The sequence below is a fragment of the Pseudomonas sp. GP01-A4 genome (assembly GCF_058780865.1).
The window spans coordinates 1-22,113 of the sequence record NZ_JBYSWF010000038.1 but is presented as its reverse complement, the minus strand read 5'-3'; the positions used below and the strand labels follow the sequence as shown (position 1 = coordinate 22,113).

General features: G+C 61.7%; 14 protein-coding genes. 6 read left to right on the top strand and 8 right to left on the bottom strand.

The window, feature by feature from the left end; all coding sequences use genetic code 11:
• The first annotated feature begins 35 nt into the window (after window positions 1-35).
• A complete protein-coding gene (ureC, locus tag AC3WKX_RS20775; RefSeq protein ID WP_003217391.1) occupies window positions 36-1,736 on the top strand; it encodes an urease subunit alpha in 1,701 nt (566 codons plus the stop codon).
• Here ureC and AC3WKX_RS20770 read toward each other — a convergent pair.
• Window positions 1,733-6,892, bottom strand: a complete 5,160-nt coding sequence (locus AC3WKX_RS20770) for a dermonecrotic toxin domain-containing protein (protein ID WP_102605725.1) — start codon at window positions 6,890-6,892, stop codon at window positions 1,733-1,735. The two genes, ureC and AC3WKX_RS20770, sit on opposite strands and share 4 nt — an antisense overlap.
• A gap of 284 nt (window positions 6,893-7,176) precedes the next feature.
• Here AC3WKX_RS20770 and AC3WKX_RS20765 point away from each other — a divergent pair, with 284 nt between their 5' ends.
• Window positions 7,177-13,092 (top strand): NEL-type E3 ubiquitin ligase domain-containing protein, encoded by a 5,916-nt coding sequence (locus AC3WKX_RS20765; RefSeq protein WP_102605726.1) that lies wholly within the window; start codon window positions 7,177-7,179, stop codon window positions 13,090-13,092.
• 5 nt (window positions 13,093-13,097) lie between these two features.
• Here the strand turns inward: AC3WKX_RS20765 and AC3WKX_RS20760 are convergent, their stop codons facing one another.
• The gene (locus AC3WKX_RS20760; RefSeq protein ID WP_003217397.1) at window positions 13,098-13,406 is read right to left on the bottom strand and encodes a chaperone modulator CbpM; all 309 of its coding nucleotides are present in this window, start codon (window positions 13,404-13,406) and stop codon (window positions 13,098-13,100) included.
• A gap of 2 nt (window positions 13,407-13,408) precedes the next feature.
• The gene (locus AC3WKX_RS20755) at window positions 13,409-14,356 is read right to left on the bottom strand and encodes a DnaJ C-terminal domain-containing protein (protein WP_003217399.1); all 948 of its coding nucleotides are present in this window, start codon (window positions 14,354-14,356) and stop codon (window positions 13,409-13,411) included.
• A gap of 288 nt (window positions 14,357-14,644) precedes the next feature.
• On the opposite strand from AC3WKX_RS20755, the gene AC3WKX_RS20750 reads away from it, so the two are divergent.
• Entirely contained in the window at window positions 14,645-15,913 is a 1,269-nt protein-coding gene (locus AC3WKX_RS20750) for an Hsp70 family protein (RefSeq protein ID WP_102605727.1), read from the top strand.
• 134 nt (window positions 15,914-16,047) lie between these two features.
• On the opposite strand, the gene AC3WKX_RS20745 is transcribed toward AC3WKX_RS20750, so the two are convergent.
• The 3 genes from AC3WKX_RS20745 to AC3WKX_RS20735 form a co-directional block, all read right to left on the bottom strand.
• A complete protein-coding gene (locus AC3WKX_RS20745) occupies window positions 16,048-17,061 on the bottom strand; it encodes an AI-2E family transporter (protein ID WP_003217402.1) in 1,014 nt (337 codons plus the stop codon).
• Between the two features lie 187 nt (window positions 17,062-17,248).
• Window positions 17,249-17,563 (bottom strand): PsiF family protein, encoded by a 315-nt coding sequence (locus tag AC3WKX_RS20740; protein WP_003217404.1) that lies wholly within the window; start codon window positions 17,561-17,563, stop codon window positions 17,249-17,251.
• Between the two features lie 63 nt (window positions 17,564-17,626).
• On the bottom strand, window positions 17,627-18,421 hold the full coding sequence (locus AC3WKX_RS20735; protein WP_003217407.1) for an AraC family transcriptional regulator: 795 nt from the start codon (window positions 18,419-18,421) through the stop codon (window positions 17,627-17,629).
• Window positions 18,422-18,518: 97 nt separating this feature from the next.
• On the opposite strand from AC3WKX_RS20735, the gene AC3WKX_RS20730 reads away from it, so the two are divergent.
• Entirely contained in the window at window positions 18,519-19,415 is an 897-nt protein-coding gene (locus AC3WKX_RS20730; RefSeq protein ID WP_102605728.1) for a DMT family transporter, read from the top strand.
• On the opposite strand, the gene AC3WKX_RS20725 is transcribed toward AC3WKX_RS20730, so the two are convergent.
• Window positions 19,408-19,713, bottom strand: a complete 306-nt coding sequence (locus AC3WKX_RS20725; RefSeq protein ID WP_102367994.1) for a DMT family transporter — start codon at window positions 19,711-19,713, stop codon at window positions 19,408-19,410. The two genes, AC3WKX_RS20730 and AC3WKX_RS20725, sit on opposite strands and share 8 nt — an antisense overlap.
• Window position 19,714: 1 nt before the next feature.
• Window positions 19,715-20,356, bottom strand: coding sequence for an FMN-dependent NADH-azoreductase (locus AC3WKX_RS20720; protein ID WP_102605729.1), 642 nt, complete (start codon window positions 20,354-20,356; stop codon window positions 19,715-19,717).
• 124 nt (window positions 20,357-20,480) lie between these two features.
• Here AC3WKX_RS20720 and AC3WKX_RS20715 point away from each other — a divergent pair, with 124 nt between their 5' ends.
• Together AC3WKX_RS20715 and AC3WKX_RS20710 are read left to right on the top strand one after the other, a co-directional pair.
• A complete protein-coding gene (locus AC3WKX_RS20715; protein WP_085984661.1) occupies window positions 20,481-21,392 on the top strand; it encodes a LysR substrate-binding domain-containing protein in 912 nt (303 codons plus the stop codon).
• Between the two features lie 98 nt (window positions 21,393-21,490).
• Window positions 21,491-22,021 (top strand): ferritin-like domain-containing protein, encoded by a 531-nt coding sequence (locus AC3WKX_RS20710; protein WP_003217418.1) that lies wholly within the window; start codon window positions 21,491-21,493, stop codon window positions 22,019-22,021.
• The last annotated feature ends 92 nt before the right edge of the window (window positions 22,022-22,113 follow it).

Here is a 22,113-nt window from a genome sequence, read left to right as displayed (position 1 = left end):
CACGCAGAGCGTGGGAACGATCAGGAACTAAACACATGAAGATTTCCAGACAAGCCTACGCCGACATGTACGGCCCCACCGTTGGTGACAAGGTCCGCCTGGCCGACACCGAGCTGTTCGTCGAAGTCGAACAGGACTTCACCGTCTACGGCGAAGAAGTGAAATTCGGCGGCGGCAAGGTGATCCGTGATGGCCAGGGCCAGAGCCAATTGCTCGCCCATGAGGTGGTCGACACCCTGATCACCAACGCGCTGATCATCGACCACTGGGGCATCGTCAAGGCTGACGTCGGCCTGAAAAACGGCCGCATCGCCGCCATCGGCAAGGCCGGCAACCCGGACATCCAGCCCGGCGTGACCATCTGTGTCGGCGCCAGCACCGAAGTGATTGCCGGTGAGGGCATGATCCTCACCGCCGGCGGCATCGATACCCACATCCACTTCATTTGCCCGCAGCAAATCGAAGAAGCACTGACCAGCGGCGTCACCACCATGATCGGCGGCGGCACCGGGCCGGCCACCGGCACCAACGCCACCACCTGCACCTCCGGCCCATGGCACTTGGCGCGCATGCTCCAGGCCTCCGACTCGTTCCCGATGAACATCGGCTTCACCGGCAAGGGCAACGCCAGCCTGCCGGAGCCGTTGATCGAACAAGTGAAGGCCGGTGCCATTGGCTTGAAGCTGCACGAGGACTGGGGCACCACGCCAGCGAGCATCGACAACTGCCTGAGCGTCGCCGACGAGTACGACGTGCAGGTGGCGATCCACAGCGACACCCTCAACGAATCCGGCTTTGTCGAAACCACCCTCGCCGCCTTCAAGGGCCGCACCATCCACACCTACCACACCGAAGGTGCCGGTGGCGGTCACGCGCCAGACATCATCAAGGCCTGTGGCTTCCCCAACGTGCTGCCCAGCTCCACCAACCCAACCCGGCCGTTCACCCGCAACACCATCGACGAACACCTGGACATGTTGATGGTGTGCCATCACCTGGACCCGAGCATTGCCGAAGACGTGGCCTTTGCCGAAAGCCGCATCCGCCGCGAAACGATTGCCGCCGAAGACATCCTTCATGACCTCGGCGCGTTCTCGATGATCAGCTCCGACAGCCAGGCCATGGGGCGGGTTGGCGAGGTGATCACACGTACCTGGCAGACCGCCGACAAGATGAAAAAACAGCGCGGGCGATTGCCTGGCGACGGCGAAGGCAATGACAACTTCCGCGCCAAACGCTACATCGCCAAGTACACCATCAACCCGGCGATTACCCACGGCATCAGCCACGAAGTGGGCTCGATTGAAGTGGGCAAGTGGGCCGACCTGGTGCTGTGGCGCCCGGCGTTTTTCGGGATCAAGCCAACCCTGATCCTCAAGGGCGGCGCGATTGCCTCAAGCCTCATGGGCGACGCCAACGCCTCGATCCCGACGCCGCAACCGGTGCACTACCGCCCGATGTTCGCCAGCTTCGGCAGCTCGCTGCACGCCACCAGCCTGACCTTTATCAGCCAGGCGGCGTTGGCGGCAGGCCTGCCGGAGCAGTTGGGGTTGAAGAAGCAGATCGCCGTGGTCAAGGGTTGCCGCGCGGTGCAGAAAACCGACTTGATCCACAACGATTACCTGCCGGATATCGAGGTTGACCCGCAGACCTACCAGGTCAAGGCCGATGGAGTATTGCTGTGGTGTGAGCCTGCGGATGTGTTGCCGATGGCGCAGCGGTACTTCTTGTTCTAAGCCCCAAATACGGCACTGATCGCCTGGTCGGTCAGTGTCGTGTTCAATGAGTTGAGTTCGCTGGTGATGCTGGCAAGCGAAGTGTCGTATTCAGCCCGACTCATGACGGTTCCCGGCAGGCTGTTACCGCGCGGCCGACCGAGGATATCGGCGGTCCTGGCGATGGTGTCGCTCAGGTCCTTCTTGGCCTCGGCAGACAAGCCGCCATCCCTGGCCCATTGCGCTTGCGCGTCCTCATAGTCGAGCAACGCGTCAGATTTCCGGAAGATTCTCAAGTATTCCACCTTGTGGGCCCGCTCCAGAAACTCCTTCCACATCGGCTGCTCGATCAGGTTCTTGCGCAACTGCTCACCCTGGTCCAGCGCTGTCACCTGCTCGTACGCCGCCTCTACCATGGCCGGCGTCACATACTCTTCGCGGTACAGCATGGTTCTGGCCTGCCACGGCAAGTCCAGGCGGGCGGAAAGCTGCGAGGTGTAGGCCAGGTAGATCTCGACCTCATCAATAGGCGGGATCTCATTGCCTGCGTTGTCGTAATGAGAGACCAACATGCCCTCCTGGTCATACTCCCTATACCTGGCGCCTTGACTGATCAATTGTGCCACGCGCGCATGAGCGATCCGCCCCAACTCCTCCAATCGCCACTTGCCCCTGGCCAACTTGAGCACGCTGCTTCTCACCGCATTCGCGTCTTCATTGGCATAGGCCGAGCGCAACAACACTTCAACCCCCATGGCATTGAACAACTGCGCCCCCGCATCCACGCAAGCCGTGGGGAACTGTGCCATGCGGAACAGCTCCTCTCGCAACTCGGCGTCTTCGCCCATGGCCTCCAGCATGCGCCATACTTTCGCAGTCAGCTCCGGCAGGTAGCGCTTGCCCTCGACTACGGCATCCCCTGATTTGGACAGGTAGCGAATTTCGTTGAAAAAAGCTTCAGAACCGAAGGCATCCTCCAGCCTTTGCCACAATTGCTGCTTGGATTCCCATTCCTCGTCGGTCAATCCCGTTTTCCAGAGTTTGCTATCGGCCCGGCCTTTGGGTGGAAGCTGACGATCCGGATCATTACCGGCTGCCTCGATATATAACCTGAAATCGCTCACGGCTTTAGTACTCAGTAGCTCTCGGGAGAGCGTCGTGCGCGCGATGATCCGGGCGTTATCAGAACCCGGCGCAAATACCGGTACGCGGATAAGCGCGTTCTCACGCAAATCCAGAATGAAATGCCGTGGGCGCGGCAGGCGAAACACGCTGGCAGGCCACTCCTCCAAATCTGTTTCAGCCAGCCACAGCTGGCGCAAATCAGGCATGCGACTCACGTCCGGCGCCAGACCCAATGGATTGCTTTCAAGCGACAGCTCCTTGAGCTGTTTCAGTTTGCCCAAGACCATGACGCTCTCCTGACTCAGGACTATTTCATTGCCTCCCAGATACAACTCGGTCAGGTGCGGCATGGCGGCAATGGCCGGCGGCAGCCGCGTCAACCGGCAGGCTTGCACGGACAAGCTGCGCAGGCTGCGAAAGTTGGAAACAAACCCATCGACGTCGTCACTGGTCAAGGCCATGCTGCGCAGGGTCAGCTTACTGACGTGATCAAAGTCGGCCGGCAATGGCGGCAGGGTGCGCAACTGCTGGCGCAATTCGACCCCATCCCACTTGATGGCCTGGCCGAGGTATCGACCATTGCCGTCGATATCCCGCAGCCCGGTTCTGCGCCAGGCCGCCTCAATGGCCTTGACGATCCGGCCCCTGGCCCGATAAATCCGATCTGCCGCCTGGCCACTGGTCGACGCGCCTGCGCGAGCGCTGATCTGCCAGGTTCGCAACGTCTGAGTCAGGTTGCTGAATTCGCTTTCGAGTTCCTGTACCCAGGTGAGATCGAGTGGGTCGCCAAGAGGTCGCAACTCGGCAATTTCGTTGGCGGTGATGTCCGGGTACAAGTTGCGAATGCGTGCCTGCAGGCTCCGCTCAAACGCCCACCCGCCGCGCCCGCTCAAGGGGTACCCACGCCTGCCGCCCGACAACTGCGATAGCGGTTTGAAGAACGGTTGGGCGGGTTGCATCTGCAGCACCTTGCGCAAGGCACCGCGCGACAGGGCATGTTCCTGGATTTTGCCTCTTAACTCCGGCCCCTGCCCAATGCCTGGCAATCCCAGAGACTGGCGGTGGGTGTCTGGCAGGGCATGTTGCAAGGCGCCGTACAGATTGTCGACGACATGCAGGCTTTGCCCTCGTGCGTCAAACGCCTCGTAGCGTCCATCGCCCCTGTGCACCAATACCTTGCGGTGCGCGGACTCGGGTGGGCCATAGCCGGCACGCAGGCTTCCGGCCAGGGAGCCTTCGCGAACCTCAATGCGCAAGTCGTTTCGCCAGCCAGGAAGGCGCTCCAGCGTGTTGAGCGCCAGCGCTTCGGTGTCGACATTGGCCAACTCGTCCAGATAAAGCCCTTCGTACGCCCGGGCCAGACGCAGATGCCCAAGTTGCCGGCGCGCTTGCTGCGCCAGCTCCAGGGGAATCTTGCGATTGTTGACCAGGCTCGCCCGCTGCGAGGGGCTGGCACCTTCCAGCAGTTCCTCGACCATGACCGGTGGCAGGCTTTTGAAGTCGCGCGCGAACAGTTGCAGTTCGGCGCTGCCAGGCGATGACCGCCCGAGGTAAAGGCTGTCGAACACCCGCCGCAGGGACTGTTTTGCATAGATTCCCAGCCGTTCCTGCAACGCCTGGCTACGCAGCACGGCCCCGTAGGGCATATGTTGGCCGAGCAGGTTTTTAAGCTGCTCCTCGGGCAAACTCTCGACGATCAACGCCGGCAGCTTGCCGCCGAACAGGTCGATGCGGCTGATGCTGATCAGTTCCGTCCCGGGCGCATGAGGTTGGCCATACAACGCAGCTGTCCTGCTGGTGCCCTGGCCGTCAAATACTTCGATGGTCCTGCCGGGCGGCCAGCCGGTCATTTCCACCATCAACGACGCGGCGTAGCTGCCCAGGTCCATCGACATCGACCCCGCAAGGATCTGCCCACTCAAGCTTTCGGCGCGCCCGTAAGCCCGCATGCGAACCGCCGTGTCGAGTGTGATTGCCGGCGTCGGCTCGCTTTCCACGTACAGCCGGCGCAGCACGCTTTCATCGGTGTCACTGATCTTGCGCACCTGCTCCAACTGCGTATCGCTCAGGCCTTCCATTACATGGCTCAGTCGCCGCATCAGCGGAGCACCTTGCCACGTCAGGGGCTCATCGGCCTCATGGGTCCAGGCGCCAGAACCGTTGTTGACGATCTGAGGCTCATACGCCTCGGGCCTGCTGGGGTGCTGGACCCGGTACACGCCCGGTTCGTCTTGCGCGGTCACGGCGTAGCGATTGCCGTCCACCGACACGACCTGGCGCCCATTGACGGCATGTAGTCCCGCCTGGTCGGGAACCGAGCCTGCCGGCAGTCGGATGTCCTGCGCATAGGGCGCAAGGTCCGGCTTCCACAAGCGGGCCTTGCCCGACGGCAGCCTGACGGCCTTGAGTCCTTCGATAAACGGCGACAGGCTGATATGCAACGCAGCGCCGCCCACCGCCAGTTGCGCGAGATTTTCCAGCACGTCAGCGATATGCGCCCAGCCGGCCTCGCGGTCACCCTGGCCGAGTTCAACCACGCCCTCCAGCACTTCGTACAGCAGTTGCCCGGCCGTGACCACCGCCATCAGTGCACCCAAGGGCGGAATGAACATCGACACCAGGTTCAAGGTGAACAGGCCGATGTTCATCAGATGCGCCATCCGCCGGTCGTGGCCAGCCGCGTCGGTGTGAGCGGTGGGTATCGCCATGCTCAACCCATCGTCGAGTGCGCGCTTGCGCATGTCGGCGTACAGCTCGTCCCAAGGGTCGACGTCGATCCACAGCCCCTTGATCGGGTGGGCGTTGAGGTTCAGGTTTGGCTGGTCCTGCGGCGTGCGGCTGATATGTCGCGGGGACTTTATGACGGCGTTGATCGCCTGGAGTTCGGTAAGGGATTTTCTTGCGTAGTACTGTCGCCACGCTGGATCAGGGCCCAGGGCCACGCGCCTTTGCGGTTCATCGACGCGTTTCTCGGTGAACCGCCCGTAGTAGTAAGCCAGGTATTTTTTCCCGATGAACCGTGAGAAAAACTGTTGGTGGGCCGTGACCTGAACCCCCCTGCTGTCCCAATAGTCCTCTGGCCTGTAAGCGGTCAGCTCACGGGTCGTTTCCTCTGCATAGTCGGCAAAGGTTTTGTAGCGCTTGATGGGGTGCTCGGGGTGGTCGGGGATGTAGACGATAAGCCAGGTGCCATACCCATGCTCCACGCTCGGGTCGATCATGAGGCAGCCGTGCATTTGCAGTTCCATGATACTGGGCCAGCGGTGCCAGACCTGCTTGCCTTCGTGCTTGATGCGTCGCTCGCCATTGGCGATGCGCAGCAGTAGCGCGTAGTCGTCGCTGCGAATATCACCTTTGAGCAACGCCACGTAGGCGGCGGCTCTGAAGGCGTCCTTTTGCCGGGTGATAAAGCGTTCACGCAGCAGGTTCCTGGACACGGTTTGCACGGGCAGCAGGTAGGTGGTGAGGTGTTCCTGGTACAGCCTGCCCAGGTCCAGGTCGCGGCATAACCGGGCGAAGGTCTCGATCGTCAGGGTCGTGGTATGGCGCTCGAAACGGCCATCGGCGCCGGGAGCGGTGATAAAGCCTGAAGCACTGTCGAAGAACCCGGCGCGGGTCTCGCGCGCTTCAAAATTGTTCAAGGCCGCTTGCAACAGGGACAAAGTCTTGGTCCGGTAGCCTGTCGCTAGTCCTTCGACCGGTACATAGAGGCGCAGATGCACCTGGTTGACGTCCAGCTCAAACCCGGCGGCCTTCAACGCGGCTTCAAGCAATGGCCGGGCGAAGGCGTTGACCTCTTGCACCTTGCCGGTCGCTTGCTCCAGTGCAGTGTGAGACTTGATGCTCGCCTCCAACAGGTTTTGCAGCGCAGCCTTCTGTGCCGGGGTGGTGGCCGCATACCAGGCGGGGATCTCTGGCTTGGCCTGCGTGATGGCTGCACGCAGGGCAGGAGATGCGCTGACCAGGCTTTCGGGGATGGCGGCTTTGATCTGTGCATAGTGACGCCCTTCGCCGCCCGGCAGGAGCGAGGTGGAGGCTTGAGGTGCTGGCATAAACGAGTACCGATAGGGAAATTAAGGCAATGACCTTAATCAGTCGCCCCCGGCACTCGGCGGTAGCTATTTGAACGGATTGCCCCCCATGGACGAACACTCAAAAAGCGCTGACAGGCTTGATGCACACGGGGGGATTTCCATGGGGTAATTAAGTCGTCGATCCATAGGTAATCCGGGGCCGATGCGTTAACTATTGCGTGCTATCCAGCGGCTTTTCGACTTATTAATCCACAGCGGTTTTCAGTAGCCTTTTTCCTTTGCTTACCCAAAGGAATGCCCCCATGCAGGATGCCCCCTCCGTTACTCCCCTCTCATCTTCCGACGACAACAGTGCGTTCATTCGCCAGGCCATTCCGGACTGGCTGGTACAGGCGCCGGCCCACCGCATAGAAGCGTTGAAACAGGCCAGGCTCGAACAGGCGCAGTGGATGGACAGCTTGTCGCCGCTGCAGCGAAGAACCCTGAAGGGGTTCAATGAAACCAGTTTCAAATCCCAACACGCGGTGGATAAACACCTGGCCAACGTCCAGGCACTCAAGCCCTTCGCCATAGGCCTGCTCAACGGCGCGCTGAAAGAACAATTCAACCTCACCGTGGATGTCGAAGGCACCTCTCTTCGTTTGTATGAGCCGCTGAGGCTCGGCACCCTGGGGATCAAGGCCGGCGAATACAAAGTACTGGAGGTGTCGCTGGTGCAGGCTGCCCTGCATAACTTTGAAGCCAGTGAAGGTGAAGACGGCGCATTCGATCCTGCCTCCGGGTTCACCCAATACCCGGACCGGGAAGGCGCCTCTCCCAGGATCAGCCCGGCGCTGACCGTACCCGCCTTTATCAGGCTGTGCCGTACGCTGGACGTGGGTGCCCGCTACCAGGCGCACCTCAAGGAAACATTACTGCCCACCGACGAGACGGCCGCCACCCGGTTGCGCGACGCCGTGATCACCAGCCAGAAGGATGCCCTCAGGGCTGCGGCGTACCTGGCGCTGCTCAAGCAGGACATTCTCCCGGATGACTTCACCATGGTGCTCAAGGTGGTCGACGGCGAACGCAACCCGACGCTGGGCGGCAAGCCGGTGTGGTTCAGTTGCCTGAGCGTGATGGACCGCGCGCTCATGGGGAGCGTGGTGTTTACACCGGTGGAAAAATATCGCTATGCCACCGACTTCATCGTCTACCTGCCCCACGATCCGGAGCACCCGCTCAAGCGCTACAACAGCCTTGATGCGCTGAAAACCGAACTGAACCGCCAGTGGGTGGCGCGCGACAAAGCGCCAAGCGAATCCGGCAATAACAACCGCCCGACGCCCACGAGCTACCAGCATTTTTTCAGCCAGTTTCTCAATGAGCATGACAAGCCGGCGTTCTTCAACCGGTTTACCGAACCCGCTGCGGACTCCACCGCCGCCGTCGACGCAGTAGCGCGTTCGCCGGTGACCCAGACAATGCTGCAACTGGCCTTCCCGGTATTGACTACGACGGTCATGCCCCAGTCGCTTCCGCCCCCGAAAGCCGGCTGCAGGGTGGTGAAGACGGGCGCTCCCGACCTGTACCTGATGGTGGTCTCAAGACAGGGCCTGTGGGCTGACAACGTCGACCTGTGGGCCAACCTGTTTGAACATGGCCGCGACAAGGCCCTCGGCGATGCGCGCGACCAGGCAGTGCCCACCGCCGATGTCGACGCCCGGGTGCGCGGGCAAAAAATCGCCCGTTGGCTGGAGGCCGGCGCTACCGTGCTCGGCCTGGGACTGGCGTTCGTCCCGGTGCTCGGCGAAATCATGCTGGCCGCCATGGCGGGCCAATTGCTCTACGAAACCTTCGAAGGTGTGATCGACTGGGGCGAAGGCGACCGGGACACGGCCAAGACGCACTGGTTCGACGTCGCGCAAAACCTGGCCGCCATGGCGCTGCTGGCCGGCGCGGGGAAAGGCCTGCAAAAGCTCGCTGCACCGCCTACACCCGCGTTGGTACAAGGGCTCAAGCCGGTGCGTTTGCCAGGTGGCGAGCAGCGGCTGTGGAAGCCGGACCTTACGCCTTATCGCAGCCCCGTCGTATTGCCCAAGGACGCCACGTTTGATGACCTGGGCTTGCACAGCCACGACCAGCAGCCGCTGTTGCCCCTCGACGCTCAACTGTATGCCGTCAAACCCGAGCCCGACGGCGACACCTATCGCATACAACACCCCACACGCTCCGACGCTTATGCCCCGCAGGTGGCGCATAACGGCGCAGGTGCCTGGCTGCATGAAGGCGAAGAACCGCTGACCTGGGACGGCCCGGCGCTGATGCGCCGCCTGGGTTATCGCACACGGGGCTTGAGCGACGCACAACTGGAACAGGCACGCCTGGCCAGTGGCACTCGCGCCGATCAACTGCGCCAACTGCATGTGGACCTGCAACCGCCGCCCGCCCTGTTGAGTGACAGCCTGGCGCGCTTTGGCATCCATCAGCGGATCGAGACCTTTATCGAGAAGATGGGCAGTGACGACCCGCTGGATTATGCGCTGGCCGACCCGGCGATCACCGAGCGCGTGGTGGCGCACCGAGGCTTGAGCTATCCGGCGGTCCTCGACCCGACTCCCCGGGTGCTGGACGAACAGACGATGCTGTGGCGCCGGGAAGTTGCCCAGGCCGCCCGGGACAGTCGGACCTCGCTGTTCGACGCGGATTATCGCGCCCATAACCTGACCCGCTCGCCCCCGGTACAGCAGCTCATTGACAGGTTTTCCGGCCTGCCGGCGGAGGTTGCCAGGCAGTTGCTGGAAACCGCCACGGACGCGGATTTAACTGCGCTGAGTGGCCATCAGCAGTTGTCACCAAGGCTCACCGCCCTGGCGCGCGAAAGCCAGCAGCAAGTGCGCATGGCACGGGCCTATGAAGGCTTGTTCCTCGACACCCTGCAGAGCCAGGACAGCCTGCGCTTGGCCCTGCATACCCTGCCCAGCTTGCCGGGTTGGGACCCGAGCCTTCGGGTGGAAATCCGCTTGGGCAGCGAACAGGGCCCCCTGATCGACGCCGTCGGCCCAGAGGCCGACGCACTGCCGTTGGTGCTGGCGATGGGTGAAGACGGAGCGTTCGGCGCCACCGACCTGTATGGCGCCGTTCTGGCACGCCTTGAACAGGGCCAGCGTCGAGCACTTGGCGAAGCCGCACGGGACGCCGGCACCCTGAAGCAGCGGGTGCGGCAAACGCCATTGGCCCGGGACGAGCTGCGCTCGGTGCTGCTGGAATACCCGATGCTGCGCAAACCCTTGGCAGGAGACCTGCGCCTGCGGGGCGGCTCCCCGCTGCACAAACTCACTCAATTGCGCAGCACCCATACGCGGGTGCGCAAGCTGTATCCGGGGTTCAGCGACGAGCAGGCCACAGCCTTCATCGAGACCCTCGGGAGCGATGCGCGCACTGAATTGACGCGCCGGGAAGACCAGTACGCCGCCCTCAAACGCGCACTCAAGGACTGGGTGAATCGCAGTGCCCGAGAAGATACGAGCCGGCGTCCATTTGAGGTAAACCCGGGAGGCCGAGAGCAGTCAGTGGCCGATGCATTGAGAGATTGCTGGCGCCGACAGACCGTGGACCGTGCCGGGGCCTACACCGGGCGCCGACTGGAAATCAGCGCCCAGGTGAACCTGCCCAAACTCAACGCCGATTTTGCCCATGTCGAGGAGTTGGTTCTCGACTACGTGAGCTTCAGCGACGGCCCCGGGCAGTTCCTTGGCAACTTCCCCAATCTGAAACGTTTGACCCTCAAACAAGTCGGCGGTATCGGACGCCACACGCTGACCGAACTGCCCGAAGCAATCACGGCCATAAAGGCGCTGACGCACCTGGACCTGTCGAAAAATGCCATCCGCCTGAGCGAAATCAGCGCCGGCCAACTGGCCGGCCTGAGCCGCCTGGAAGAACTGTGCCTGAACGACAACCCCTTGGGCACCCTGCCGGATTTCAGCCCGCTGCTACGACTGCGAAAGCTGGAGCTGCGTGACACCCGGATCAATCAGTGGCCCACAGGCCTGCTGGAACTGCCGGAGCTGAGAGAAGTCGACCTGTCCGGCAATCACCTGAGCGCGGTGCCCGACAGCCTGCTCAACCCAGCCCCCGAAAACGTGGAAGCCAGCATCCGTCTCAACCGCATGACCCGCCTGCGTGACAACCCATTCACCCCGCAAGCCAATCAGCAGATGCGGGCGTACATCGCTCGCCTGGCACAAACTCGCCCGGGCTGGCGCAACGGCGGCCAGCCTGGCGCCTTCGAAGTACCCTTGAGCCACACCGACGAAATGCGGCGGATAAGGGACTTGTTTCCCGGCTACAGCGAGGAGGAAAACGAGCAATTCGTATTGCACGCAGGCGACGGGGCGCCGGCTGAACTGACGCGCCTGGAAGGCGAGTGGCAAACCTTGAGCACCCAACTGAACGCCTGGGCCACACAACGGTTCCTGGTGGCTGCCGACAGCGAAAACCTGCGTGCAGGGGATGCCAACCATCGCCAGCAATTCGCTCGAGACCTCAAGGCGTGCTGGCGGCGCATGACTCCCAAAGTGCTGGCCCAAGATGGTTCTCCCGCCGGCTACACCCTTGAAGCACTCGGCTTGAGAGTCGGCGACTTGCCTGCGCTGGAAGCAGATTTCAGCCACGTTGGGTCAATCAAGCTTCAGGACATGCAATCCGTATACGGCCTGGATGAGTTTCTCGGCCACTTCAGTCACACCCGTTGGCTCGACCTGTCGTACGGAGAGTTGCGTTCAATCCCGCCCAGCGTTGCCCGGATGACTCGGCTTACCCGCCTGGACCTCAGGAGCAACCAACTTTCCCTGAGCGAGGCCGACGTGGATCTGCTGGAGGGGCTCACTTCACTCAAGATCATCAATCTGAGCCGCAACCCCCTGGCGCGTACCCCCAACTTCGCAACCCTGCCGAACCTGCGTAGGGTGAATTTGAAAAACACCGGGATCACCGAGTGGCCGCAGGGCTTGGGGCCACATCAGGCGTTGGACATCGTTAACCTGGCGCAGAACCGCATCACGCAGTTGCCCGAGTCCCTGGTCAACCCGCTGCCCGAGGAGGCCGAGGCATTCATCTACGTCAACAACGTCACCTTTATCGACGGCAACCCGCTGAGCACCGAAGCCCGCAGGCAGTTGGTCGAGTATTGGAGCAATGCAACCTTGCTCCACCGCGAGGCAGCAGCGGGCCGGCAGCCCGGCGCGATGCGTTATCGGGCGCCACAGCCCGCTACAGTCGAGGTTCACGCGCCTCAAGAACAGATCGTGGACGACACACCGGAGCCGGCATACCAGCACTGGATGGATGGTCTGTCACCCGAGGAAATCGACGCACGACGCAGCCTGTGGGAGTCGATTGCCGAGAAACCCGGTTCGCAGATCTTCCTCGACATCCTCGACAACCTCAAAGAATCGGCGGAGTACCGCAGCCGCTATACCGACCTGCAATCGCGCCTGTGGCAATTGCTCTATGCGGCCCGGGACGATGGCTTGCGGGAAGAGCTGTTCAACCTGGCGGGTGACCCGCGCTGCGGCGATCGGTCGGCCCTGGTGTTCAGTGACATGGAGACCAAGGTGCTGACGTGGCAAGCCACGCGCTATGCCGCCGATGGCGAGGCGGGACCGGCACTCTACACGTTGGCCAAAGGTCTTTTTCGCCTGGACGAGGTGGAAAAATTAGCCAGCGCAGACATTCGGGTTCGAGAAGGCATGATTCGCACGTCGACTATGACCCCTGAACAAAAAGTCGCCGCCCTGGAAAAACTGGAAGATATTGAAATTCGCCTGGCCTATCGCATGGGCCTGGCCCGCCGCCTCGGCCTGCCCGGTCAGCCCAACGATGCCCGCTACCTCGCAACGGGACAGGTAGCGCCGCAGATCCTGAATAATGCCGCCATCACAATAGAAAAACTGGACAACTCCAAAACGCTCGTACAGTCGCTGCTGGGCCGCGAATTCTGGCAGGCCTTTATTCGCAACCATTATGACGATGAGTTCAGAGTCCTGAGGGAGCCCCATGACGTGCGCTTGAATGCGTTATCCGAGGAACACGATGCGGGCGCCCTCAGTGATGAGGCATACGCAACCCAGGCTGAAAATGTGCAACTGCAACTGGCCGTGGACGAGGCGCAACTGATTCGCTCGCTGACCCTGCGCGACTGGGTGCCGTGCAAGGCGCGCTGCAGCATCACCTGATGGATTCAGGGCGTTTGCACCAACCGCCCCAGCCGTTGCTTGAGCATCTGGTTCTCGGCCCGCAGTTGCTGGACTTCCTCCAGCAGGTCGAGCGCCAGGGCGACGCCTTCCCATTCCAGCTCCAGGTCCTTTTGCAGCGCCGAGGCGCGCTTGGCCAGGGCCAGTTCATAATCGGTGAAGCGCCAGGACTCGGGACTGGTCCCCACCGGTTCAACGATGCCGTGCTCGACGATTTCGATCACGTAGGCCACCGACAGGTCGGTGGCCTCACAGAATTCTGCCATGTTCACTTGAACCAAACGGGGACTGCTCATCGTTAGCTACTCCATGATTCTCTTGGATCGAAGGCGGCTTTTTGTGCCAGTTCCTGCCACAACGCCTTGACCTCGTCGTCGGTGTTTTTCGGCATCACCGCCTTGAGTTGCACAAACAGGTAACCGCGCTGCCCGGCCTTGTTCAACAAGCCATGGCCCTTGGCGCGCATGCGCTGGCCGTTCTGGCTGCCGGCCGGCACCTTGAGGTTGATCTTGCCGGTGAGGGTCGGCACCGCCACTTCCGTGCCCAACGCCAGCTCCCACGGGGCCAGTGGCAGGGTGATGATCAGGTTCTCACCTTCCACATCGAATTTAGGGTGTGGCGCGAACTTGATGATCAAGTACAGATCACCATTGGCACCACCGCCAATCCCAGGCGCGCCCTGGCCCTTGAGGCGGATGCGCTCGCCGTCGGCCACACCGGCCGGGATCTTCACGTTCAGGCTCTTGGTGGTGTTGCTGACGTGCTGGCCGGCCGCGTTGTATTGCGGCACCTGGAAGTTGACCTGCTTGGACTCGTTGGACAGGGTCTCTTCGAGGAAGACCGGCAGTTCCATTTCCACATCTTGCCCTCGACGCCCGGCACTGCGGCCCTGGGCACCACCAAAACCATTGCCGCGCGAACCGAAGATCGAGCTGAAGAAGTCCGAGAAGTCGCCGGTGTCCTGGCCACCGCCGCCATAGCCACCACGGCTCTGCCAACCTGGCGGGCCCTGGAACGGCTGGCCATGCTGGCCGTATTTGCGCAGATCGTCGTATTCGGCGCGCTTGTCGGCGCTTTTCAGCGCTTCATAGGCTTCGGACGCGTCCTTGAACTTGGCTTCGGCGTCCTTTTCCTTGCTCACGTCCGGGTGATATTTGCGCGCCAGCTTGCGATAGGCGGCCTTGATCGTTTTGTCGTCGGCAGTCGGCTCGACGCCGAGAATCTTGTAATAGTCTTTGAAGTCCATCGGGAGTATCACCGTCCGTTATCGATATCGCACTGCCAGCGTCACAGCATGCGCCTGTTTGCGGCGTCTGGATTGACCGATCTCAATCTTGTGACCGAAGGGTGCGTCAGAAGTTTATCGGCGCTGCGGGCAGAATCCTGCAGCCACCAACCGTATGGGGAGGATTTGGGGGCAAACACCGGGCTTTCAAGGTAACAAGTCCGTTGTATTTAGCGGATAGTCGGCCTACGCATCTGCACGCGGGTGGCATACACTGCGCGGCCGTTTTTCAACCGGAACCCGATTGACATGAAAAACCCATCCCCAGCCCGTGCCTGCGGTATCGACTTCGGCACGTCCAACTCCACCGTCGGCTGGATTCGTCCCGGCATGGAAACGCTTATCGCGCTGGAGGACGACAAGATCACGCTGCCGTCGGTGGTGTTCTTCAACTTCGAAGAGCGCCGCCCGGTGTACGGTCGCCTGGCCCTGCACGAGTACCTGGAAAACTACGAAGGCCGGCTGATGCGCTCGCTCAAGAGCCTGCTGGGTTCCAAGCTGATCAAGCACGACACCAGTGTATTGGGCACGGCCATGCCGTTCACCGACCTGCTGGCGCTGTTTATCGGCCAACTCAAGAGCCGCGCCGAGACCACCGCCGGGCGTGAGTTCGAAGAAGTGGTGCTGGGCCGTCCGGTATTTTTCGTCGACGACGACCCGATGGCCGACCAGGAAGCCGAGAACACCCTGGTGGACGTGGCCCGCAAGATCGGCTTCAAGGACATCTCGTTCCAGTACGAACCGATTGCCGCGGCCTTCGACTACGAGTCCACCATCGAGAAAGAAGAGCTGGTGCTGATTGTCGACATCGGCGGGGGTACCTCCGACTTCTCCCTGGTGCGCCTGTCGCCCGAGCGCCGCCAGATCGACAACCGCCACGACGACATCCTCGCCACCGGCGGTGTGCACATCGGCGGTACCGACTTCGACAAGCAGCTCTCGCTGGCCGGCATGATGCCGCTGTTCGGCTACGGCAGCCGCATGAAGAGCGGCGCTTATATGCCCACCAGCCACCACATGAACCTGGCGACCTGGCACACCATCAACTCGGTGTACTCGCAGAAATCCAAGCTGGCACTGGGCAGCATGCGCTACGACATCGAGGACACGGGTGGCATCGACCGCCTGTTCAACCTGATCGAGCAGCGCGCCGGGCACTGGCTGGCGATGGAAGTGGAAGAAACCAAGATCCAGCTGACCCAACAGGACAGCCGCCATGTGCTGCTGGACCGGGTCGAGCCGGGGTTGAGCGTGGAGTTGAGCCGGGCGTTGTTCGAGTCGGCCATCGATGGCTTGCTGGAGCGGGTGCGCAATGCGGTGACGCAACTGCTCAACGACGCCTCGGTGGACGTGGCCCAGGTGGACACGGTGTTCTTTACCGGGGGTTCCAGCGGGATTCCGGCGCTGCGCCACAGCATCTCGGCGATGCTGCCGAATGCGCAGCATGTGGAAGGGAACATCTTTGGCAGTATTGGCAGTGGTCTGGCGATTGAGGCCAGCAAGCGCTACGGCTACTGAGTTTTAGCTGAAACCGTGGCGCGCCCTTCGCGAGCAAGCCCGCTCCCACATTCGGCTGCATTCCAAAGTTGGAACTCGGTCAAATGTGGGAGCGGGCTTGCTCGCGAAGGGGCCAGTCCAGGCAACATCAATGCCTAAACCATCCCCGCCAGCTTCAACTCACTCTTCAAGTACGCATAATAAATCGGCCCCGCCACCACCCCCGGCAGGCCGAACGCGGCTTCGAACACCAGCATCGCCAACAACAATTCCCACGACTTGGCACTGATCTGCCCACCGACAATCCGCGCGTTGAGGAAGTACTCGACCTTGTGGATCACGATCAGGTAGCCCAACGCCGCCACCGCCACCCAGATCGACAGCGACAAGGCCACGATGGTGATCAGGGTGTTGGACATCAGGTTGCCGATCACCGGCAGCAGGCCCAGCAGGAACGTCAGCACGATCAGGGTCTTGGTCAGCGGCAGGTGGATCCCGCACAACGGCAGCACCACCGCGAGGAAGATCGCGGTGAACGCGGTGTTCAGCGCGGCGATCTTGATCTGCGCGAAAACGATGTTGCGAAAGGCCTGGACCAGCAGGTGCAGGCGATCAAACAGCGCGGCCGCCAGGGGTTTGCGCTTGGTCAGGTCCGGCACCCGTTGCAGGGCGATGATCGCCCCCAGCACCATGCCGATCAACAAGGTCACGAACATGTGCGCGGCGTCTTTGCCCACCAGTTGCAGTTCGCTGAGGTGTTTGCTCAGCCATTCGCCGATGGCCACGCGGAACTCGGCGGCGCTGGCCGGCAGGTAGGCGTCGAGGAACGGCGGCAACTGGCCGCGGGCACGGTCGACCACGCCCATGAACTTATCGAGGGAGGCCCCGGGGTTTTCCGCTTCGTGCAGCAGGAAGCTGATGGCCCCGGCGAAGATCAGGGTCAGGATGCTGACGATCAAGGTTCCCAGCAAGGCTACCGCCAACCAGCGCGCACGCCGGCCTTCGATCAACCGCTGCAACTGCGGGGTGAGCATGTTGACCAGCTCATACACCAGCAGCCCGGCCAGCAGGCTCGGCAGCAACTTCAACGGCAAAACCAGCAGCAGCCCGCCAAAAATCAGCACGCAACTGACCAACAACAACACGTGACGCTGAGAAAACGTTGGCATACAGCCTCAAAACGAACGGCGTTAAAGGATGGGCAGTCTGCCAGCCTTGGGTGAATCAAGCGAGAAGTCTAAACACGGTCCAATGTGGGAGCTGGCTTGCCTGCGATGGCGGTGGGTCAGCCAAACATAGGCATCGACTGTCAGGTCGCAATCTTGGGCAAGCCAGCGCCCACAGAGTTCTGCATCATTATTTCTTCAGGCAGGTGCTCATAAAGGTTTTACGCGCATCGCCGGTCAGCGCCTGGGTTTTCGCGGTGGCGTTGCAATCTTTCATCTTCTGTTGCTGGGGGGTCAGGGTCTTGGCGTCGTTGGCCGCCGGGGCCGCCTTGAGGCAGTTGCTCATGAACGCCTTGCGATCATCACCGGTCTTGCCACTGGTCTTGGCTTCGGCGTTGCAAGTAGTCATTTTTTGTTGCTGAGCCGTCTGTGCGGCAGTCGCGGCAAAGCCTTGGGAACACAGCAGCAGGCCCATCATCAACAGCGGAATACGCAGCATCTTCATGGAGTTTTCTCCCTGTTACCGTGCCGAGGGGCACGGCCTCCCCAGCAGTGTAGTCAAACCCTGTTACACCTTCCTGCCGCGTATATGGGTCCGGCGATACTGCTCCGGCGTGCAGCCGGCCTGGCGCTGGAACATCGCGATAAACGCCGAGGCCGTGCTGTAGCCCAGGTCAAACGCGACTTCCTGGACACTGCGCGCGCTGTCCAGCGCCTCGATCGACGCCAGGAACCGCAGGCGTTGGCGCCATTCGCCGAAGCTCATCCCCAGCTCACGCACAAATTGCCGCGCCAGGGTGCGCTCACTGACATGCACCTGCTGCGCCCACTGGGCCAGCGCGCGGTTATCGCCAGGGTCGGCCTGCATGCCCTCCAGCACACTGAGCAACCCGGGATGGCTGGCATACGGCAGGAAACAATCGTGCACCGGCGCCTGCCTGAGCTGGTCTACCAGCACCTGGGCCAGGCGCACGTCGGCTTCGTTCTCGGGAATGTTGACATCACGCTCGGCGAAATCACTGAGGATCGCCTTGAGGATATCGCTGATGGTCAGGGTGCACGGCTGCGCCGGCAATTGCTCGCACAAGGCGGGCGCCAGATATACGGAGCGGTAGACGATCGCCTGGGCGTTGTAGGAACTGTGCTGGGTGTTGGGTGGGATCCACACCGCATATTGCGGCGGCGACATAAAGCGACTGCCGGCCACTTCAAAGCGCATCACGCCACGGGCCGAGTAGTCCAGGGAACCCCAGGCATGCTGGTGCGCACTGGCATGGGTGTCAGCCTCGAATTCCGAATAACGGAAATACACCGGGGCCGGCAACTGGTCAAAATCGGGAAGGTTGATGTACTTCTTGAGCATGTTGTCTGGATACAAAGGTCGGATGGCTGGATCGAAGTATAGGCTTCGATCCAGACAAACGATAATCACCGCTCATAGACGCAATTGGTTCTTTTCGATGCAATACGCTTATCCGTTACTGGCCATTTTTATCTGGGCCGGCAATACCGTGGTCAACAAACTCGCGGTGGGGACGATTTTCCCTGCCGAGATCGGTTTTTACCGCTGGCTGCTGGCCGGCCTGCTGTTTACCCCGTTCATGCTCAAACCCGTCATCGCCAACTGGCCGCTGATTCGTCCCAACCTGGGCAAGATCTTCATCCTCGGCGTGCTGGGCATGGCGGTGTACCAGAGCCTGGCGTATTACGCCGCGAACCTGACCTCGGCCACCAACATGGGCATTATCCTCTCGCTGATGCCACTGATGGCTCTCACCGCCGCAATCATCAGCCTTGGCCAGCGCCTGACCTTCGGCGCCCTGACCGGTGCCGTGCTGTCGTTTGCCGGCGTGGTAGTGGTGGTTTCTGCGGGTAGTCTCAGCGCCCTGCTGCGACACGGGCTGAATATGGGTGACGCGATGATGCTGGTGGCCACCCTCGCCTACGCGGTCTACAGCACCCTGCTGAAAAAATGGCAGCTGCGCTTGCCGCCACTGGTGTTGCTGTACCTGCAGGTGCTGGTGGCGGTGGTGGTGTTGTTTCCGCTGTTCCTGCTCTCCGACAAGGCCGGCCTTGGCTGGTCGAATATCCCGCTGGTGCTGTACGCCTGCCTGCTGGCCTCGATGCTCGCGCCGCTGGCCTGGATGCATTCGGTGAAGACCCTCGGCCCAAGCCGCACCACGCTGTTTTTCAACCTGCTGCCGCTGATCACCGCGTTGATTGCCGCAGTGGTGTTGAAAGAGCAGCTGGCGATGTATCACCTGGTGGGCGGCTTGCTGACCCTGGGCGGGGTGATTTTGTCGGAGCGCTGGACGACGCCGGTTCGCAGCAATGTCAGCGCGCAGGAAGCTACTTGAGCCCCACCACACCGGCGACGATCAAGCCCACCGACACCAGCTTGATCAGCGTCAGGCTCTCCCCCAGCAACGCGAAACCGAGAAACACCGTGCCCAGTGAGCCGATGGCAGTCCAGATCGGGTAGGCCACGCTCACCGGCAACTCACGCATGGCCAGGGTCAGGAAGTAGATCCCGCCCACGGCCGCGATGACGGTGACCAGCGACGGCCACAGCCGGGTGAAACCATCGGCGTACTTCATGCCCATGGCGAAGGTCACCTCAAAGCCGGCGGCGATCAGCAGGAAAAGCCACGACACTTCAGAAGCTCCCGGCCAGGTCGCGCAGTTGCCCTTCGACTGCATCGCAGGAACGGCGGAAAACGCTCGGGTCGGACTCTTCGCCTTCTGCGGCGATCACCGTGACGTCTTCAATGCCGATGAACCCCAACGCGCTCCGCAGGTGCGGATCGGCGTGGTTCATCGCCTCGTTTTCCCCGCCCGGGCCAAAGCCGCTGCCGCCGCGACTGGTGATGATCAAGGCCTTTTTGCCCAACAATAACGGCTGGTACTGGGCGATGCCCTGGCTGTCCTGGGTGATATCCACGGTATGGCCCATGCGCACGATCTGGTCGATCCAGGCCTTGAGGCCGCTGGGAATCCCGAAGTTGTACATCGGTACGGAAATCACCAGCAGTTCGTGCTCGACGAGCTCGGCTACCAGCTCATTGCTCAGTTGCAAATCGGCGTGCATGGACAACGGCATCGCCTGCGGCTCCGGGTGGAAGCTGGCGGCAATGAACGCTTCGCTGACATGGGGGATAGACGCCCGGCCCACTTCGCGGCGGGTCAGCTGCGCGTCGGGATTGGCGGTGTGCCAGGCGGCCAGGAACACCTCGGCAAGGCGCCGGGAGTGGGAACGTTCGCCGCGGGGGCTGGAATGGATCGCAAGCATTTTTTTCATCTGTAGGCCTTCACACGCTAGACTCAGGCAACCTGAATGGCTGCCTCTGTTGCGCATAAATCTAAAGCCGAGCGGCCACCCTCACAAATGAGCAATAGTTGTTTTGGATGAGCTGAATTCATCCATGGAGCCACACATGTTTGCTTCGCTGCCCCTGACCGCCCTGCGCGCCTTTGAATCGGCCTCGCGCCTGTTGAGCTTCAAGGCCGCCGCCCAGGAGTTGTCGGTCACGCCGACGGCGGTGTCCCATCAGATTCGCTCCCTGGAAACCTGGCTCGGCGTACCGCTGTTCGAGCGCCTTCCGCGCCAGGTGCGCCTGACAGAACGCGGCGAGCGCCTGTTCCACAGCCTGCACGGCGCGCTGCTGGACGTCGCGCAAAGCGTCGACACCCTGCGCCCGCAGCGCAGCGCCGGCAATCTCACGCTCTCCACTACGCCGGCGTTTGCCGCTCTGTGGCTGGTGCCGCGACTCGGGCGCTTCTATGCCGCCCATCCGGATATCAGCCTGCGCCTGGACACCAACTGCGCCGTGGTCGATTTACAGCAGGATGCCAGCGTCGACCTGGTGATCCGCTACAGCATCGACGACTACACGAACCTGTACGGTTTGTGCCTGTTCGACGAATGTTTCGCCGTGTATGGCTCCCCCGAACAAGTCGCCCTGGCGCGCGAGCGCACCCCGACCCTGATCAGCGTGCGCTGGCACAACTCCAGGCTGTACGCCCTGGGCTGGCAGGCCTGGTGCGAAAAGGCCGGGGAAGACTGGTTGCAATCCGCTTCGCCGCTGCGCGAATACGACGAAGAACACTACGCCCTGCAAGCGGCCATCGCCGGCCAGGGCCTGGTGCTGGCGAGCAATATCCTGGTCTCGGAAAGCGTCGCCAGCGGGTTGCTGGTGCCTTACCGGCCACAGGTCCGCGTCAACGGCGCCGGCTACAGCGCCCTGTGCGTACCGGGACGGGAACGGCACCCGCCGGTCCGGGCGTTTTTTGAGTGGTTGCAGGAGGAAGCGCGGCTGTCGGGGCACGCTCTGTAAAATCCGATAAAACTTTTTGCGTTGCCTGGGACTCACAACTTGGAGCGATCACGCCGGCAGAGCGTGGCGCAAAACCGGATTAGTACCAGGAGAATGAGATGACTGACTCACATTTGTCTGACGTAGCCACTTTACGTGACCGCGCCCGCAAGAACGTCGAAAACGGTGCCGTGACCGAAGGTTATGACGCCGACCGCCAGGAAATCCTGCGTCTGCTCAACGAATCGCTGGCCACCGAGCTGGTGTGCGTGCTGCGCTACAAGCGCCACTACTTCATGGCCAATGGCGTCAAGGCACATGTCGCCGCCGAGGAATTCCTCGAGCACGCCACCCAGGAAGCCGAACACGCCGACAAGTTGGCCGAGCGTATCGTGCAGTTGGGTGGCGAGCCGGAGTTCAACCCCGACCTGCTGTCGAAGAATTCCCACGCGCAGTACGTGGCCGGCAATACGCTGAAGGAGATGGTCTACGAAGACCTGGTGGCCGAGCGCATTGCGGTAGACAGCTATCGCGAAATCATCCAGTACATCGGTGACAAAGACCCGACCACTCGCCGGATCTTCGAAGACATCCTGGCCCAGGAAGAAGAACACGCCGACGACATGGCGGATATTCTGAAGGACCTGTAACTAACACAGCTAACACCGCAAAACCCATGTGGGAGCGGGCTTGCTCGCGAAGGCGGTGGGTCAGTCGGAACATTCTTGACTGATCCACCGCC